This window comes from Fervidibacillus halotolerans (assembly GCF_026547205.1).
GTDB lineage: Bacteria > Bacillota > Bacilli > Bacillales > Caldibacillaceae > Fervidibacillus > Fervidibacillus halotolerans.
In genome coordinates, this window is the sequence record NZ_CP106877.1 from 1,275,351 (window position 1) to 1,293,336 (window position 17,986).

Below are 17,986 nucleotides of genomic sequence, written 5' to 3' on the forward strand. Positions count from 1 at the left end.
TTTTCAAAGGGTTAAAGAATCAAACCTTATAAATCTGAGTAGTCAACTTCTTCATCAATGATCACAAAACCATCTACGACAACTTGATAACGGGCCTTTGAATCCGGTGGAACGACGATTGTAAAGCTATGTCTTTTCGTTTCGGTGATATTAAATGATTCGATCGGGTTGGTGAAATCATGTTCTAAATCGTCTACGAAAATCTGAACGCTTTGAGGTGTTTGATTTTCTTCATCCCCCGTGTACGGAATGGTTATTTGAATCGTCGCCGTTTTTGGAGGAAACGGTTCTTTCCCCTTAGACATGACAACATTAACCGTATCTCCCTTTTTTATTTCCGTACCAGCTTCTATATCTTGGCTAATTACATAACCGGCCGGAATCGTATCGTGATAATCTTCTTCAGTCATATTAATCGTAATACCGTTACTATCCGCATACTCTTTTAGAGCATTTACACTGTAATTCGTTAAATCGGCTAAAATAAATGTTTCTTCTCCTTTACTTACAGTAAAAATCAGTTCGGTTTCTTCCGGTATAATTTCCTCTCCAGATTCAGGCTGTTGATCGAGAATCGTTCCAGGTTCACTACTGTCAAATACTTCAACTTTTTTAATATCTTTAAAATTTCTCGGTTTTAATAAATTTAACACTTCATCATACATTCTTCCTGTATAGTCGCTTAACACGATTTTTTCCTTACCGCTACTGATAAATAAGTGAATTTCCGCACCTTCTTTAACGGATCGACCCGCCTTCGGATCCGTACGAATCACATGATTTTCGGGAATTTCATCACTAGGTAGTTTCGTCGTTGAACCGATTTCTAATCCTAAACTTTCCAATTCCTCTATTGCATCCTCTGCCACCTTACCGGTTAGGTCGGGAATTTCCACATCATCAGGGCCAAACATTTTCGGAAAAACGGTAACAGCTAATATGGAAAATGCGACGATTAGAATGGAAAGGGAGGCAATAACAATCGGCCATTTTTTTCGTTTTTTTTCTGTTTTTTGTTCTTCCTTATTGTCATTAACGATATCCAACTGTTTCGATTCGGTTTGGACGTCCTTCGTTTTTTCATCTCGAATAATCGGTATCGCTTTAGTCGGTTCCGTATCTTCAGGTATCTGAAAAGGAGGTTCATTTAACCGATCCGGTTCTAAACATGTGAGTAAATCTTGTTCCAGCTCCAATACGTCATCATATCGATAAAATGGATCCTTTGCGGTCGCTTTTAAAATAATATTTTCTACACTTTGTGGGATATGTGGGTTCCATTGTTTCGGTGAAGGGGGCTCACTTTGCAAATGTTTTAGTGCAATACTAACCGCAGATTCTCCTTGGAAAGGGACCCTTCCTGTCAACATTTCAAACATGACAATCCCTAGAGAATAGATGTCCGATTTTTTCGTCGTCATCCCACCCCTAGCCTGCTCAGGGGATATGTAATGAACGGATCCGAGCAAAGAGTTCGTATTTGTAATCGTCGTTGATGTTAACGCTTGTGCAATTCCAAAATCAGTAATTTTTACATTTCCCTTTTTATCAATTAAAATATTTTGCGGTTTAATATCCCGATGAATAATATTATTTTGATGAGCATGGGAAATGGCAGATACCAATTGCTTCATAATATCGATCGTTTTTTCAATCGGAAGTGGTGAGTTGCTTTGGATATATTGTTTCAATGTCTCCCCTTCGACATATTCCATCACGATAAAATAAATATCGGCCTCTTCCCCCACATCGTAAATATTGACGATATTCGGATGAACGAGACTTGTGGCGGATTCGGCTTCACGGCGAAAACGACGAATAAATTTTTCATCGTTTGCAAAATCTAAGCGGAGGATTTTTACAGCCACATATCGTTCCAAAATAACATCCCTTGCTAAATATACGTTCGCCATTCCCCCTCCACCGATCATTTCGATGATTTTATATCGCTCATTGATCCGTTTTCCTATTAACATGAAGTTCACCTACTTCCTCTTTTTCCTCTTTATGATGATAAACGATGATCAAAGAAATGTTGTCCACACCCCCGTTGTCGTTGGCCCGTTGGATGAGGTAATCCGCTTTTTCCCCAAGTTTTCTTTCAGATAACAAAACGTCTTCAATCTCCCGATCCGTTAACATGTTCGTTAATCCGTCGGAACAGAGTAATAAATAATTTCCTTTTTCAAAGCCGATTGTTTTCAAGTCGACTTCCACATCCTTTTCCGTTCCCAATGCACGGAGAAGAATGTTTTTTCTAGGATGATGCTCAGCATCTTCCTTTGAAATTTGTCCACTTTTAACAAGTTCGTTTACAAGGGAATGGTCATCGGTTAGTTGTTTCATACCGCTATGATTGATTAAATAACATCGACTATCCCCAATATTTGCAACGGTAACGAATTTTTCTGTACAAATGGAAGCGACTAATGTCGTCCCCATTCCTTGATAATCTTTGTTTTCTCTTGCGAGTTTGAAAATTTCGTAATTAATTTGCTTAATCTTTTCTTTGAAAAATCGCTCAGCCTGTTCTGGTGTTTCAATTTTCCCTTCTTTATTCCAAAGCTGTTCCATTCGTTCCGTTGCCATTTTACTTGCAACATCTCCGGCCAAATGACCTCCCATACCATCGGCGACAACAGCCAATAAATCCCCATGATCCTTTTTAAAAACTCCGACATAATCCTCATTCAAATTCCTTACTTTTCCGCGGTCGGTCCGATCAATAGCCTCCATTTTGTCACCTCGTCTCCACATTTACGAACAAATGAATCACTTGTCCTATCTATTTTTCCCATCAATATGCTAGATGTAAGGAAAATATTCTACTACAAAATTACACTTTCTTTTTAAAGCTTGCAATAAAAAATCCGTCACTTTGTAAATTTTGTGGAAAAAGTTGTAATCGATTTCCTTGTATAAACGGTTGAACCGACTGGGGAAGTCGGTCAGCAAATGTTGTGTCCCTTTCAAAATCCGGATGCGTTTTTAAAAAGTGTTCTGCCACTTCCTCATTTTCCTCTTTTACGACCGTACAAGTACTATAAACGAGTAATCCGCCCTTTTTTACCAGTTTAGCTGCATCATGAAGAATCTCCTTTTGAATTTTGACCAAATTTTGGATATCCTCTTCACTTTTTGTATATTTAATCTCTGGTTTTCTTCGAATCACTCCAAGTCCCGAACATGGGGCATCAACCAAGATTCGATCGAAACTTTCCGGTGGGAAAATTGCACTTGCCTTTCTTGCATCACATTTGATCGTTTCAATATTCGTTAGCCCGAGTCTACGTTTGTTCTCTTCAATTAATTTCAATTTATGTGAATGTAGATCACATGCAATAATCGTACCGGTATTATTCATCCTTTCTGCCATATCTGTAGCCTTTCCACCCGGTGCAGAACAAGTGTCTAAAATTCGTTCCCCTTCCTTTGGATCGATGGCGAATCCAACGAGCATAGAGCTTTCATCTTGGATAGAAATCCACCCCTTTTGGAAGGCAAACGTGGAGGCTAAATGACCTTGGGAAATTTGAATGGCGTTCGGTAAATGCTCACTAAGTTTCACATCGATTCCTTCCTGTTTCAAACGATCGATCACATTTTGGGGAGAAGTTTTCCACCGATTTATTCGTGCCGTTTGTTTCGGAGGGGTGTTATTTTCGTAACACATTTGAGTCGTTTGATCCATTCCAAATTGATCCACCCATTTTTGGACCAACCATTTCGGATGGCTCGTTTCGATAGCCAATCGATCGATCGGATCAGTAAACGATTCAATGGATGGAAGCCCTTTCCGTTGAATCGATCGAAGTACACCATTTATAAAGCTAGCGATGCCTTTATGTCCCCGTTTTTTTCCAATTTCGACCGCTTCATGAATAATCGCATGGTCAGGTATTTTTGATAAATAAGCGAATTGATAAACGGAAAGGCGAAGAAGAATCATTACCCAAGGTTCAATTTTTTTTGTTTTTTTTATAAAGGGTTGAAGATAATAATCGATGGTTAATTTTCTTTGCAATGTTCCATAGATCATTTCCGTTAATAAATTCGCATCCTTTTTTGAAACATTGTACTTTTCAATCGCATGTTTCAAAAGCAAATTGCTATACGAACTTTTTTTTTCAATCGATTCTAAAATGTCCAGTGCAACTTCACGAATGCCTTTTCTGTTCGTCATCGTTTCCTCCTAAAATTAGGCCAATGTAGTCCGTATCATTCCGCCCTCTTAAAAAGTCGGCCGTCTTCATCCGCCTCTTTCCCTCCGGTTGTAATTCCGTAATTTTGATCCCCGTTCGGTTACCTGTTGCTACGATGATTCCCTCCTGATCGATGGTAACAATTTCACCTGGTTGTTTTTGTACGTTTAATGATACCTTTTCTCCCCACCAAATTTTCAAAATTTCACCTTTTATTGTTGTGTAAGCCACAGGCCAAGGATGAAAAGCGCGAATATGGTTATAAATATTTTCCCCCGTATCTGCCCAGTTAATTTTTTCTTGCTCCCTTTTAATATTGTAGGCGAAAGTCGCTTTTTCATGGTCTTGGGGAATCGGTTTAACTTTTCCACTTAACAGTTTCGGTAACGTTTCACTTAACAATTCAGCTCCAAGGATGCTTAATTTATCGTGGAGTGTCCCAACAGTATCTTTTTCATCAATCGTAAGGGACGCTTGGGACAAAATATCTCCAGCATCTAGTTTTTCTTCCATATACATAATCGTAATACCCGTTTTCCTTTTCCCTTGCAGGATGGCATAATGAATCGGCGCTCCTCCCCTTAGCTCTGGAAGAAGGGAAGCGTGGACATTGATGCATCCATATTTCGGATAATCGAGTAATTTCTTCGGTAAAATTTGCCCAAAGGCTGCCGTAATGATTAAATCAGGCTGCAAGGCTAATATTTCTCGTAAAGCCTTTTCCTCCCTTACTTTTTCCGGTTGTAATACATTAATCCCATGTTTTAACGCTTCTCTTTTCACAGGGGGAGGGGTGATTTTTTTCTTTCTTCCAACGGGTCTGTCTGGTTGGGTAACTACACCGACCACGTTATATCCATCATCGATAATTCTTTTTAATATGGGAACTGCAAAATCAGGGGTCCCCATGAACACAATCTTCGTCATTAAAACCAACCTTTCTTTCTATTTCAAGTTTGTATTCACATTAATGTATACGGATTTAAATCGATCGAAATCGATACGTTCTTTGACCGTTGATCCTGTTGAAACATTTCTTGAACCTTTTGTAATATGTCGATTAAATCCGGTTCCTTTTTATATTTAATTAAACATTGATACCGATATTTATTTTTAATTTTTCCAATCGGTGATGCGGATGGTCCTAAAATCAACACTTCTTTTGACAATTTGGAGCGTAAAAATAGGACGATTTTTTCCATTATAGATACGACAAGTTGTAAATTTTCATGACTGACTTGAATTTGGACAAGATAATAAAACGGAGGATATTGACCATTTTTACGCATGATCATTTCCCGCTGATAAAACTGACGGAAGTCTTGCTTTTGAGCGAGTTGAATGCTGTAATGTTCCGGCGTATAAGTTTGAATCACAACTTCTCCTGGAAGCTCGTGACGCCCCGCTCGACCACTAACTTGGGTCAATAGCTGAAACGTTTTTTCCGATGCACGGAAATCGGAAATATGGAGCATCGTATCTGCCGTCAATACGCCAACAAGGGTAATGTTTGGAAAATCGAGCCCTTTGGCAATCATTTGCGTTCCAAGTAAAATATCCGCCTTTTTTTCTTCGAATGCTTTTAATAATTTTTCATGGGCTCCCTTTTTTCTCGTCGTGTCCACATCCATTCGAATCGTTCGAACATTCGGAAGGAGTTTTCCCAATTCCTCCTCTACCTTTTGCGTCCCGCTACCGAAAAACCGAATATGTTCACTTCCACAGTCAGGACATACATTCGGCGTACGGGCTTCATATCCACAGTAATGGCATTTCACTTCATTCGTCACTTTATGATACGTAAGGGAAATTTCACAGTTTGGACATTGGAGTACGTTTCCACAATCCCGACACATGACGAAGGATGAATATCCCCTTCGATTTAAAAGTAATACGATCTGTTCCTTTCTTGATAACCGTTCTTTTATTTTTTCTAGTAATAATCGGGAAAACATCGATCGATTTCCAGTGCGTAATTCTTCTCGCATATCGACAATTTGAACATCGGGTAAACCCTTTTCATTCATTCGTTTTTCCAATGTTAATAGACGGTAAACCCCTTTTTGAGCCCTTGCAAAGGATTCTAAAGAGGGGGTTGCACTTCCTAATACGACCGGACAACGATGCATTTTCCCCCTTAAAATGGCTATATCTCGGGCATGATAGCGGGGGACTTCCTCTTGTTTATAACTCGTTTCATGCTCTTCATCGATAATGATGACCCCTAAGTTTTCAAAGGGAGCGAAAATAGCAGAACGGGCTCCGACAACAACTTGTACTTCCTTTCGTTGAACCTTTCGCCATTCGTCATATTTTTCTCCCACACTTAACCCACTATGTAAAACGGCTACTTTATCCCCAAATCGACCTTTGAACCGTTCCACCATTTGGGGTGTTAAGGAAATTTCGGGAACGAGGACGATCGCTTCCTTCCCCCTTCGAATCACCTCTTGAATGGATTGTAAATAAATTTCCGTTTTTCCGCTTCCTGTAATGCCATATAGAAGAAACACTTGGTGGAGTTCTTTTTCAATTGTTTGAACGATCGGTCCGATCGCTCTTTTTTGATCCTCCGTAAGTAGCAAAGGTTTCGTTTTTGTAAAGGTGCGATTCTTATAAGGATCTCGATATTGTTCGAAAGACTCACTTTTTAACAATTCCATTCTTTCTAGTGATTGCAAACTTCCCCGTACATTCCCAAATTGCTTTGAAAGTTCAGTTGTTGAATGGGGGCGAAAATCAGATAAATAATAGTCAATAATCTTCTTTTGAACTTTACCAAGTCTAGATGTGGCGAATACTTTTTGTTTAAATGTGGAAAGATCATCCACTGGACGAAAGTATTCGATCAACTTTTTATTTCCTTTATCTTTCACTTCATAATAAACATCGATCCAGCCCTTTTTTACCGCCCGATATAAAAAAGAACTGCCTACTTTCTTTTCCCCTTCCGTCCACGAAACTCTCCCCTTTTCTTGAAAAAATTGTTCAAGGGAGTGAGGGAGTTTTCCTAAACCGTCCTTTTTCAAAGTAATATATTTTTCATATTTTGCCTTTAAAGCCGGGGGTAACATGACTTGGTATGCGGTTAATTTGAGACAGAAAGCTTGTCTGGCTAATTGATTTCCTAAATAAAGAAGTTCATCGTTCAAAACGGGAATCGCATCGAGCGGTTCAACGATTTCCTTCAACTCTTCGATAGCTGAAACGTCCTTCAGTTCAACGACAAAACCTTGAACCTTTCTACTACCGAAAGGAACAATGACCCGCATACCCTTTTGAATCACTTCTTCAAATTTCTCCGGGATCAAGTAATCAAACGGCTTGTTCGTTTGAAATGTCGGAACATCCACAATCACACTAGCAATTTTCATTCTCTTCGCCCTTTAATTCCTTTTCAATTTCTTTTAAGATTCGGTAGCTAAGTTCTTCCTTCGTCATTTTCGGTAGTGGGATTCGATCGCCGGAGCGTTTAAAAATGGTCACGATATTCGTATCCGTACCAAATCCTGCACCCGCTTCTAAAACATTGTTTCCAACAATCATATCAACGTTTTTCTTATATAATTTTTTCTTTGCATTTTCTTCCAATTGATCCGTTTCCGCAGCAAACCCGACAACGAACTGGTGTTTTTTTCTTTTTCCCAGTTCATATAATATGTCCTTCGTTTTTTCCAGTTGAATCGTCATCAGGTCATCATGTTTTTTCAATTTTTTTGACGCCACATTTACCGGGCGATAGTCAGCCACCGCAGCTGTCATAATGGCGATATCCGTACGATCAAAATATTGTACAGAGGCATCAAACATTTCTTCAGCACTTTCCACTTTTACTATTTGAACATCGTCTGGTTCAGGTAAAGAAACGGGACCTGAAATTAAAGTTACGTCTGCACCGAGACTTGCAGCCACCTTCGCAAGGGAATATCCCATTTTTCCCGTTGAAAAATTTGAAATATATCGCACAGGGTCTAATTTTTCTCTAGTTGGTCCTGCCGTAATCAAAACCTTTTTTCCAAATAGAAAATGATCATAACGATCTTGTTCTTTGAAAACATCGATAACGATTTCCGTAATTCGTTCCGGTTCTTCCAACCGCCCTTTTCCAATATATCCGCACGCCAAATATCCTTCATTCGGTTCAATAAACCGATAACCATAACGTTTCAATGTTTCCATATTTTTTTGAACCGCCGGATGTTCATACATATGGACGTTCATACTAGGGGCGATCATGATCGGTTTCGTTGCCGCTAGAAGGGAAGTGGAAATTAGGTCGTCGGCAATTCCGTTAGCAAGTTTCCCAATAATATTCGCAGTCGCCGGTGCAATAAGAATTAAATCTGGCCAGTCAACTAAATCGATATGGGCAATTTTTGCTGGATCTTTTTCATCAAATGTATCGATATACACTTCATTTCTCGAAATTGCTTGGAAGGAAAGGGGGGTGACAAATTTCGTTGCGTTTTCACTCATCATCACTTTCACTTGAAAACCGTTTTGCGTTAATTTACTCGCTAAAGCGACCGATTTATAAACAGCAATTCCACCTGTAACACAAAGAAGAATTTTTTTCCTTTCCATTTTAAACCCTCTTTTCCATATTCCTGTTCTTTTCGATTCCATTAAAATATAACATAAAACATCTGTTTGGTGATAATAACCAAAACAAAATAAAAGAAAAGGATGACGATTCGCCACCCTGTAGTGATCATTCCCATTGAAGTTTTTTATTCTTCATCCGTTTCATTAGCTTCATTTTCATCCGCTACGGTTAATACACCTTCAGAAATTTCTTCTAACGATTTACCGACATTTTTCGCAGAAACATACTTATCCAATACGTACTCTTTCGTATTTTGCATCTGTCTTGCCCGTTTAGCGGAAATCGTTACTAACAAATATTTCGAAGGAACTTTTTCCAACAATTTATCTAAAGATGGATATAGCATTTTATTCAACCCCTAGTATTTTTTTAAATCGTTTTTCGACCCTTGATCTTCGACAATGTTCAGCGGTAACGATCGCTTTAATTTTCTTGACCGCATTTTCCACCTGGTCGTTTTCAACGACGTAATCATATAATCCCATCATTTTCAGTTCATCCTTCGCTACGGATAAGCGATTTTCGATCAAATGAGGGGATTCGGTACCTCTTAGTTTAATCCTTGATTCTAATTCCTTTAAACTTGGGGGGATTAAAAAGATAAACAATCCTTCCGGAAATTTTTCCCGAACTTGTTTTGCCCCGTCCACCTCAATTTCTAAAAAAACGTCTTTTCCTTGTGCTAACGTTTTTTGGACATAATCGACCGGTGTACCGTAGTAATTGCCGACATATTCCGTATATTCGAGCAATTCATTTTGGGCAATCATTTGTTCAAACTCTTCCCTCGTTTTAAAAAAGTAATCCACTCCATCTACTTCACCCGGTCGTTTAGGGCGAGAAGTAGCTGAAATCGAATACGCAAATTGAACATCTGGATCGGAAAAAATCGCTTTTCTAACAGTACCTTTTCCGACTCCTGATGGACCAGATAATACGATGAGTAAACCTTTTTCTTCCTCCACTTTTTCACCTAACTTTCTTGTTGTCCTTCATCTTTATTAATAAACCGTTGTGCAACAGTCTCTGGTTGTACGGCAGATAAAATGATGTGATCGCTATCCATGATCACAACTGCCCTCGTACGTCTTCCGTATGTAGCATCAATCAATGTTCCTCGATCCCGGGCTTCTTGAATCAGTCGCTTAATTGGCGCTGATTCCGGACTGACGATCGATATAATTCGATCTGCAGAAACGATATTTCCGAAACCGATATTTATAAATTTCAAAATTCGCCCCTCCTCACCCCTTCTTTATTTTTACCGGAATGAAACAGATATAAACAGTGGAACAATGCTACCAACTATTCAATATTTTGAACTTGTTCCCTCATTTTTTCCAGAACCGTTTTCATGTTTACGACAAGTTTACTAATTTGTAACACATTCGTTTTTGAGCCGATCGTATTCGTTTCCCGATTCATCTCTTGGATGAGAAAATCCAATTTTCGTCCAACCGGTTCACTTTTTTTAACCGTATCATGAAACTCTTTCAAATGGCTGGAAAGTCGGGTGATTTCTTCAGTAATATCCGTTCGTTCAACGAACATGGCGATTTCCGTCAATATTCGTGATTCATCAAATTCACCGTTTGTTACATCCATTAACTTTTTATATAGTTTTTCTTCGAATTCTTTTTTCACAAATGGTATCAAATCCTCCATTTGTTTTACCATGTTTTCTAATTCGAGCATTAATTCCATGAATCCTTTTTCCAACCGTTTCCCCTCGGAAATCCTCATCGCCTTTAGATTTAAAATTGCTTCTTCAAAGGTGTTTAATAAAAGATTTTGCCATTCATCCCTTTCCAAATCCCCTTCAATAACAGATACGAAAGATTCGTTTCGGATTAAATGGTTTATAGTTATATTCCCTTCTAGATGGTATCGATTTTTTAATTCTTTTATGTATTGATAATACTCGTCTAGTAAATTCCAGTCAATATGTAATCGTCGATCGACCACATTTTCCCCGCTAATGGATATAAAACAATCGATCCTCCCCCTTGATAAATGTTTTTGGACAATCTTTTTCAACTTGTCCTCGAATTTTAGCAAAAACTGGGGCATTCGAAAATAGCAATCCAAAAAACGGTGATTAACCGATCGAATCTCTACTGTAATGGAGAAAGATTCTGTCTCCAATTTACTTCTTCCAAAGCCGGTCATACTTACAGCCATTTTATCACCCAAAAATATATTTTTCTCCTCGAACGGCTTTATCCCACTCGGATCGATCCGTACGATGATCCGTCTTGTTAAGAAAAAAGAAAGGTCCGTCTTTTTTCAGACTTACCTTCCTTATTATACCATAAAATTTATGTTTTTCTTATATAAAATGAACCCGCTAATAAAAATGTTGGAATACAGGCCATTCCTAAAATGAGCAGCCAATCTTTCAACAGGATCGGAACAGTATGAAAAATCGGTTGAAAAGTAGGAATATAAATGACAACCAACATTAGAATGATACTGGAAAGAACGGCTCCCACTAAATATAAATTTTCAAAGGGATTTCTCGAAAAGATCGATTGTTCGCTCCGACAATCAAAGACGTGAATCAATTGGGCCAAAACGAGGGTTGCAAAGGCAACTGTTTGTGCATAGGGTAAATTGTTTGGATATTGTTTATACACGAATATGAAAGCTAGTAAAGTCACAAGGCCAATAAGAAATCCCCGGGAAATAATTTTCCAACCGAGTCCCCTTGCAAATACACCCTCCTTTGGATGCCTCGGTTTTCTTAACATCACGTTTTCTTCTGGTTTATCCAATCCTAAGGCGATCGCCGGGAGCCCATCAGTCACTAGGTTCACCCATAATATTTGAACGGGTACGAGGGGAAGGGGCAAAGCTAGTAAAATTGCAAAGAGCATAACTAATATTTCGCCCACATTGGAAGCAAGTAAATAACGGATGAATTTTCGAATATTTTCATATATATTTCGGCCTTCTTCGATCGCATCCTTAATCGTTTTAAAATTATCATCCAATAAAACGAGGGCTGATGCCTCTTTAGCCACTTCTGTCCCTGTGATTCCCATCGATATTCCGATATCCGCTGCCTTTATGGCAGGAGCATCATTTACCCCATCTCCTGTCATTGCTACAATATGCCCTTTATTTTGCAAAGCTTGAACAATTTTTAATTTGTGTTCAGGGGAAACACGAGCAAAAATTGACACACGTTCAACGACTTCTTCCAATTCTTCCACGGTCATTTTTTCCAATTGTCCACCATCGATCGTCTGACTTTGCTTTCCGTATATTCCTAATTGGGTTCCAATTGCTCTCGCTGTAGTCATATGATCACCAGTAATCATCACCGTCTTAATTCCAGCCCGTTTACATTTCTCGATCGCTTCTTTTACTTCTTTTCTCGGGGGATCGATCATTCCATAGAAACCGAGGAAAATCAAATCTTTTTCCACTGCAGATTGGTCGAAGGGGCCATAACCATTTATCCGTTTATAGGCAATCGCAATGGTGCGTAAAGCTTCCTCTGCCATTTTTTCAACTTCCAATTTTAATTTTTTTTCCGTACGTGACGTCATACGTTCCCGCCTTCCATTTAATAAAACCGTGGTACTTAACTTCATTAAAACATCCGGTGCACCTTTTGTGATGGCCCAGCGCTCTTTCCTGTCATTTTCGATAATCATCGTCATCATTTTACGTCTCGAATCGAACGGGAACTCTTGAATAACCCGATAATCCTTTAATAACCGTTCTTTACTCAAACCCGCTTTCATTGCCGCAACAATTAAAGCCCCTTCCGTCGGATCCCCATCTAAGATAAACTTTCCCTTTTTCCTTACGATTTGCGCATGGTTACAAAGCATTCCAATTTGTAACATTTTCTTTATATGTTCATCGTTTATCGGGTCAATTTTCCGATTGTTGAAAAAAAATGAACCGATCGGATTATAGCCTTCACCTGTTACGGTGAACATTTTTTCATTCGTATATAGTTTAGTTACGGTCATTTTATTTTGCGTCATCGTCCCTGTTTTATCGGAACAGATTACTGTAGCACAACCGAGAGTTTCCACTGCCGGCAATTTTTTTACGATGGCATTTTTTTTAATCATCCGTTGAACTCCGAGGGATAAAGCGATAGTAACGATCGCAGGCAAGCCCTCAGGAATCGCTGCAACCGCGAGAGAAACCCCCGATAAAAACATCGTATACATGTCCCTTCCTTGAATAATGCCTGCAAAAACGACGACAAAGGTTAATAGAAGGGCTGCGGTAATTAAGATTTTTCCTAATTGTTCAAGTCGCCTTTGAAGGGGGGTCATGACCATCGGAGTGGTTTGGAGTAAATCGGCAATTTTCCCAACTGCCGTTTTCATACCGGTACCGACGACAATTCCCTTTCCACTTCCCCTTGTTACCAATGATCCCATAAAGGCCATATTCGACAAATCTCCCAATCCAGCGTTTGAATCATAGACCGGGTTGACGTCTTTAGATGAGGGAAGGGACTCACCGGTTAAAGCGGATTCTTCAATTTCCAAACTATTTGCCTCTATTAAACGAACATCTGCCCCAATCCGATCACCGGCTGAAAATTTCATGATATCTCCTGGAACAATTTCCTTCGCAGGGATTTTCATCCAGTTTGAGTTTCGTAAAACGGAAACAACTGGAGCTGTATAACTCTTTAATGCATCCAATGATTTTTCCGCCTTATATTCCTGAAAAAAACCAAGAATACCATTTATAAAAACAATGGCTATAATTGCAATCCCATCGATCCACTCTCCAAGTAAACCTGAAATTAACGTTGCTATGAGAAGTACAATGACCATAAAATCTTTAAATTGACTAAAAAATAATAGGACGTGAGAAGGTTTTTCCCTTTCCTGTAATTCATTGTAACCGAATTGTTTTAAACGACGTTTCGCTTCCTTTTCATCCAACCCCTTTTCCATATCCGTTTGGAGAGATTGTACAATTTGTTCCGGATGCATCGCAAAATATTTCATATCCCCCGTTCACTCCTTCTTTACCGATGGAAGTTTGTCCACTCTTTTATTAACCATATTCCTCCTTCCATAAAAACATGCTATACTTGTTTGGAATGAAATCACTTTTCATTTATTAACCAAATAAATGGGAATTTTATTGAAAAAGGGTGTTGAAAATGTCCTTCGATGGATTATTTACATACGTGATGACAAAGGAGTTACAAGTTTTAATTAGTGGGAGGATAACGAAAATTCACCAACCGTATCCTAATGAATTAATTTTAGTAATACGAAAAGATGGGGAAAATCGAAAATTACTCATATCCGCCCACCCTTCCTTTGCACGTATTCAGTTAACGGAAACCTCATTACCCAACCCTAAGGAACCCCCGATGTTTTGTAGGTTATTAAGGAAACATTTGGAAGGGTTTTTGATTGAACAAATTGAACAGATGGAATTGGATCGGATTGTTATTTTTCGAATTAAAGGAAGGGACGAATTGGGGGATCTATCCTATAAACAATTAATCGTCGAAATGATGGGGAAACATAGTAATATCGTATTGATGGATGAAAAAAAACAGACGATTATCGATTGTATAAAACATGTTCCCCATTCAGTTAATCGATATCGGACTTTACTACCTGGACAGCCTTACGTATGGCCTCCTAAACAAGATAAAATCAATCCGTTTACTTGTTCAACGGAAAATATTTTAGCTGAAATCGATTTTAATCGTGGTAGACTCGACAAACAAATCGTCAACCGGTTTTTCGGCATTTCCCCACTTTTGGCTAAGGAAATCGTTTATCTAAGTGGAATTGCCAATCGATTAACATTGCCGGAAGCCTTTCTAAATGTGATGAAGGAAATACAATCGGGTAAGATTACTCCGTCGTTAATCAAAACGAAAGAAAAGGATTATTTCTATCTTTTCCCTTTGAAACATTTAAAGGGGGAAATATCCGAATTTTCCTCCTTGAGTGCCCTTTTAGATCGATATTATTTTGAAAAGGCAAAAAGGGATCGGGTCAAACAAATTGGTGGAGAAATTGAGCGATTTATCCGAAATGAAATTGAAAAAAATATAGAAAAGATGAAAAAGCTGAAGGAAACGTTGAAAGAGGCGGAAAATTGTTCAAATTACCAACTATATGGAGAACTATTAACCGCCCATTTATATCAAGTGAAAAAAGGAATGACGGAAATTTCGCTTACCAATTACTACGATGAAAAAGGGGGAATTGTCACGATCAAACTCGATCCGAATAAAACCCCTTCTGAAAATGCCCAGTATTATTTCAATAAATACCAGAAAGGGAAAAAAACCATATCCGCTGTGAAGGAACAATTGAAAATTACAGAAGAAGAACTAAAATATTTTGAAAGTCTTCTTCAACAATTGGAGTCCGCCTCACCGGAGGATCTGGATGAAATGAAAGAGGAACTGATTGAACAAGGGTATATCCGAAAAGGAAAAACAAAGAGGAAAAAGAAACAAACAGAATTACCGAAAGTAGAACAATATCGTTCTCAAGATGGAACGATTATTTTCGTCGGTAAAAATAACAAACAAAACGATTATTTAACGATGAAATTGGCGAAAAGAGAAGAAATATGGTTGCATGCAAAGGACATGCCCGGATCCCATGTCGTGATTCGTTCGACCAATCCGAGTGAGCAAACGATTCAAGAGGCTGCTTTACTTGCCGCATACTTTAGCAAAGGACGAAATTCTAGTAACGTTCCGGTGGATTATACGAAAGTGAAATATGTACGGAAACCTTCCGGAGCAAAACCGGGTTTTGTTATTTATGATCATCAACAAACTGTTTTTGTTACACCTTCTGAAGAAAAAATTTACGACTTCAAAAATCGGAGTGAAACAAACTGAAACGAAAAAACAAGGGGAATGATCGACTTTCCCCTTGTTTTTCATTTTACCTTCATTTTTTCAAAAAACTGCCTTCATTTCGTCCTTTCTTATGTTAAAGAGTGGATGCTCACTTGATCCACTGGATCTACTTCAGTCAACTCCACAACGATTTTTTCCTGTTTGGAAGTAGGAATATTTTTCCCGACATAATCAGCCCGAATGGGAAATTCCCGATGACCACGATCGATGAATACGGCTAATTGTATTTGGGAAGGTCGTCCGTGATCAATAAGGGCATCCATCGCTGCTCGAACGGTTCTTCCTGTATATAATACATCATCCACAAGAACGACCTTTTGATCATGTATATCGACAGGTAAATTCGATCCTTTAACGAGAGGATCCCGTTGTTTTGTCCGTTCCGTCAAATCGTCTCGGTAAAGGGTAATATCCAATTCACCGACAGGAATTTTTTTTCCCTCAATTTGTTCGATTTTTTCAGCTAAACGTCTCGCTAAAAAAATTCCCCTCGTCCGAATACCAACTAATACGACTTGATCGATTCCTTTATTCCGTTCAATAATTTCGTGCGCGATCCTTGTCAACGTCCTCCTCATTGCTTGTTCATCTAAAATAACCGCTTTTTTCATTGTACTCCCCCTTCTTCCTCTCAATTCCCAAGAAAAAACCCTCACCCTGTAATGTAAGGGATGTCTTCATTCAGTTTCCTTTTAATCATTTCTACTATTACAAAACTAATGAAAAAATAACCGTTTTTCCCCTAATGATACGATGGACAATCGTACAAGTCAACGTTTCAACGATTGATTTGTCTTTATTAACCGATTTCTTCCCTTTTCAACATTGTTAAAAGATTGACAAGATCGGCAGGTAATGGACTTTCGAATTGTAAATCCTCACCTGTACGGGGATGTTTGAACCCTAAAATTTTCGCATGGAGTGCCTGACCTACGATCGGCAATGTCTTTTTCGGACCATACTTCGGATCACCTGCTAAAGGATGTCCGATATATTTCATATGCACACGTATTTGATGGGTCCGTCCCGTCTCTAATTGGAATTCAACAAAGGTATAAGCTTGAAAGCGTTCTAGCACTTGAAAATGGGTAATAGCTTGTTTACCGTCATCCACAACGGCCATTTTTTGTCGATCCTTTTTGTCTCTTCCTATAGGTGCATCAATCGTTCCATAACTTTCTTCGATGGTTCCGTGAACGATTCCGACATATTTCCGAGTAATCGTCTTGTTTGCCAATTGGCGTGCCAACTGTTCGTGGGCATAGTCATTTTTCGCAACCATTAGTAGGCCGGACGTATCCTTATCGATCCGGTGAACAATTCCCGGTCGAAGCACACCATTGATCCCGGATAAATCATCACAATGGTATAATAATCCATTGACTAACGTCCCTTTCGTATGACCAGGAGCTGGATGGACGACCATTCCCCTCGGCTTGTTGATTATAATGACGTCTTTATCTTCATAGAAAATATCCAAATCCATTTTTTCTGGCACTACATCTAATTCAACTGGTTCAGGGACACAGATGGTAATTCGGTCTCCTTCCTCACATTTATAATTCGCTTTTACTTGCTTCCCGTTGACAGAAATCAGACCTTTTTTAATCCAATTTTGAATTTGTGTTCTGGACCAATCATTTTGTAGTTGAGCCACCCATTTATCAATTCGTACTCCCTGATTTTCCGGTTGAACGATTTTTTCGATTATTTCCACCGTATTCACCTTTTCCTCTGTTTTTCTTCCATGATCATTTGAATAATTAAAAGACCTACCCCTATTACGAGAGCAGAATCCGCCACGTTAAAGATCGGATAATCATATGAAAAAATATATACATCGATAAAATCGACAACTTCTTTACGAAATATACGATCGATAAAATTACCAATAGCCCCTCCGAGAATCAGTGCTAAGGAAAAGCTAAAAAAACGTTTTTCTTTTCCATGTTTTTGAATGTAGTACACGAGAAAAACAATAACAAATACTGTAATCAAATAGAAAAACCACATTTGACCTTCTAAAATACCCCACGCAGCTCCCTTATTTCGATGGGATGTGATATATAAAAATCCATCGATGACGGAAAAACTTTCATATAGCTCTAGTTTGCTTACAATCAACCATTTTGTAAATTGGTCCAATAAAATGACAATAAGAGAAACAACATAGTAAATGAACATATTTTTCCCCCAATCTCAAGACACTTTCTATCAAATTTTAGCATAAAAGAATGAAAATAGGGATAAAAAATTCATAAACGATTTAGCCTATTAACATGATCTTCA

General features: G+C 38.6%; 15 protein-coding genes. 1 reads left to right on the forward strand and 14 read right to left on the reverse strand.

Annotated elements, in window-relative coordinates; all coding sequences use genetic code 11:
* Positions 1-26: 26 nt before the first annotated feature.
* The 11 genes from pknB to OE105_RS06055 form a co-directional block, all read right to left on the reverse strand.
* A complete protein-coding gene (gene pknB, locus OE105_RS06005) occupies positions 27-1,976 on the reverse strand; it encodes a Stk1 family PASTA domain-containing Ser/Thr kinase (protein ID WP_275421839.1) in 1,950 nt (649 codons plus the stop codon).
* The gene (locus OE105_RS06010) at positions 1,951-2,736 is read right to left on the reverse strand and encodes a Stp1/IreP family PP2C-type Ser/Thr phosphatase (protein ID WP_275421840.1); all 786 of its coding nucleotides are present in this window, start codon (positions 2,734-2,736) and stop codon (positions 1,951-1,953) included. The genes pknB and OE105_RS06010 overlap by 26 nt, the downstream gene beginning before the upstream one ends.
* Before the next feature lie 100 nt (positions 2,737-2,836).
* Positions 2,837-4,183 (reverse strand): 16S rRNA (cytosine(967)-C(5))-methyltransferase RsmB, encoded by a 1,347-nt coding sequence (rsmB, locus tag OE105_RS06015; RefSeq protein WP_275421841.1) that lies wholly within the window; start codon positions 4,181-4,183, stop codon positions 2,837-2,839.
* A complete protein-coding gene (fmt, locus tag OE105_RS06020) occupies positions 4,158-5,129 on the reverse strand; it encodes a methionyl-tRNA formyltransferase (RefSeq protein WP_275421842.1) in 972 nt (323 codons plus the stop codon). The genes rsmB and fmt overlap by 26 nt, the downstream gene beginning before the upstream one ends.
* 35 nt (positions 5,130-5,164) lie before the next feature.
* Positions 5,165-7,576, reverse strand: a complete 2,412-nt coding sequence (priA, locus tag OE105_RS06025) for a primosomal protein N' (RefSeq protein ID WP_275421843.1) — start codon at positions 7,574-7,576, stop codon at positions 5,165-5,167.
* The gene (gene coaBC, locus OE105_RS06030; protein ID WP_275421844.1) at positions 7,563-8,786 is read right to left on the reverse strand and encodes a bifunctional phosphopantothenoylcysteine decarboxylase/phosphopantothenate--cysteine ligase CoaBC; all 1,224 of its coding nucleotides are present in this window, start codon (positions 8,784-8,786) and stop codon (positions 7,563-7,565) included. Before coaBC ends, priA begins: the two co-directional genes overlap by 14 nt.
* Positions 8,787-8,932: 146 nt before the next feature.
* The gene (rpoZ, locus tag OE105_RS06035) at positions 8,933-9,154 is read right to left on the reverse strand and encodes a DNA-directed RNA polymerase subunit omega (protein ID WP_275421845.1); all 222 of its coding nucleotides are present in this window, start codon (positions 9,152-9,154) and stop codon (positions 8,933-8,935) included.
* Between the two features lies 1 nt (position 9,155).
* Entirely contained in the window at positions 9,156-9,773 is a 618-nt protein-coding gene (gene gmk, locus OE105_RS06040; protein WP_275421846.1) for a guanylate kinase, read from the reverse strand.
* An 8-nt stretch (positions 9,774-9,781) separates the two neighbouring features.
* The gene (gene remA, locus OE105_RS06045) at positions 9,782-10,039 is read right to left on the reverse strand and encodes an extracellular matrix/biofilm regulator RemA (RefSeq protein ID WP_275421847.1); all 258 of its coding nucleotides are present in this window, start codon (positions 10,037-10,039) and stop codon (positions 9,782-9,784) included.
* 74 nt (positions 10,040-10,113) lie between these two features.
* Positions 10,114-11,001 (reverse strand): YicC/YloC family endoribonuclease, encoded by an 888-nt coding sequence (locus OE105_RS06050; protein ID WP_275421848.1) that lies wholly within the window; start codon positions 10,999-11,001, stop codon positions 10,114-10,116.
* A gap of 125 nt (positions 11,002-11,126) precedes the next feature.
* Entirely contained in the window at positions 11,127-13,799 is a 2,673-nt protein-coding gene (locus OE105_RS06055) for a calcium-translocating P-type ATPase, SERCA-type (protein WP_275421849.1), read from the reverse strand.
* A gap of 158 nt (positions 13,800-13,957) precedes the next feature.
* Between OE105_RS06055 and OE105_RS06060 the strand changes: the two genes are divergently transcribed.
* Complete coding sequence (locus OE105_RS06060) at positions 13,958-15,676, forward strand: Rqc2 family fibronectin-binding protein (protein ID WP_275421850.1); 1,719 nt, start codon at positions 13,958-13,960, stop codon at positions 15,674-15,676.
* Positions 15,677-15,765: 89 nt separating this feature from the next.
* Here OE105_RS06060 and pyrR read toward each other — a convergent pair whose 3' ends face one another.
* The 3 genes from pyrR to lspA all read right to left on the reverse strand — a co-directional run bounded on the left by pyrR (position 15,766) and on the right by lspA (position 17,881).
* A complete protein-coding gene (gene pyrR / locus OE105_RS06065; RefSeq protein WP_275421852.1) occupies positions 15,766-16,308 on the reverse strand; it encodes a bifunctional pyr operon transcriptional regulator/uracil phosphoribosyltransferase PyrR in 543 nt (180 codons plus the stop codon).
* A 188-nt stretch (positions 16,309-16,496) separates the two neighbouring features.
* Positions 16,497-17,414: an RluA family pseudouridine synthase gene (locus OE105_RS06070; RefSeq protein ID WP_275422113.1), complete on the reverse strand. Its 918-nt coding sequence runs from the start codon at positions 17,412-17,414 to the stop codon at positions 16,497-16,499.
* Between the two features lie 5 nt (positions 17,415-17,419).
* Positions 17,420-17,881 carry a signal peptidase II gene (gene lspA / locus OE105_RS06075; RefSeq protein WP_275421853.1) on the reverse strand — a complete coding sequence of 154 codons (462 nt, stop codon included), beginning with the start codon at positions 17,879-17,881 and terminating at the stop codon, positions 17,420-17,422.
* Between the last annotated feature and the right edge of the window lie 105 nt (positions 17,882-17,986).

What these genes read in the sequence shown, in the direction of transcription:
- pknB (WP_275421839.1), bottom strand. Translation starts at nt 1,976, where the DNA reads ATGTTAATAGGAAAACGGATCAATGAGCGATATAAAATCATCGAAATG.
- OE105_RS06010 (WP_275421840.1), bottom strand. Translation starts at nt 2,736, where the DNA reads ATGGAGGCTATTGATCGGACCGACCGCGGAAAAGTAAGGAATTTGAAT.
- rsmB (WP_275421841.1), bottom strand. Translation starts at nt 4,183, where the DNA reads ATGACGAACAGAAAAGGCATTCGTGAAGTTGCACTGGACATTTTAGAA.
- fmt (WP_275421842.1), bottom strand. Translation starts at nt 5,129, where the DNA reads ATGACGAAGATTGTGTTCATGGGGACCCCTGATTTTGCAGTTCCCATA.
- priA (WP_275421843.1), bottom strand. Translation starts at nt 7,576, where the DNA reads ATGAAAATTGCTAGTGTGATTGTGGATGTTCCGACATTTCAAACGAAC.
- coaBC (WP_275421844.1), bottom strand. Translation starts at nt 8,786, where the DNA reads ATGGAAAGGAAAAAAATTCTTCTTTGTGTTACAGGTGGAATTGCTGTT.
- rpoZ (WP_275421845.1), bottom strand. Translation starts at nt 9,154, where the DNA reads ATGCTATATCCATCTTTAGATAAATTGTTGGAAAAAGTTCCTTCGAAA.
- OE105_RS06055 (WP_275421849.1), bottom strand. Translation starts at nt 13,799, where the DNA reads ATGAAATATTTTGCGATGCATCCGGAACAAATTGTACAATCTCTCCAA.
- OE105_RS06060 (WP_275421850.1), top strand. Translation starts at nt 13,958, where the DNA reads ATGTCCTTCGATGGATTATTTACATACGTGATGACAAAGGAGTTACAA.
- pyrR (WP_275421852.1), bottom strand. Translation starts at nt 16,308, where the DNA reads ATGAAAAAAGCGGTTATTTTAGATGAACAAGCAATGAGGAGGACGTTG.
- lspA (WP_275421853.1), bottom strand. Translation starts at nt 17,881, where the DNA reads ATGTTCATTTACTATGTTGTTTCTCTTATTGTCATTTTATTGGACCAA.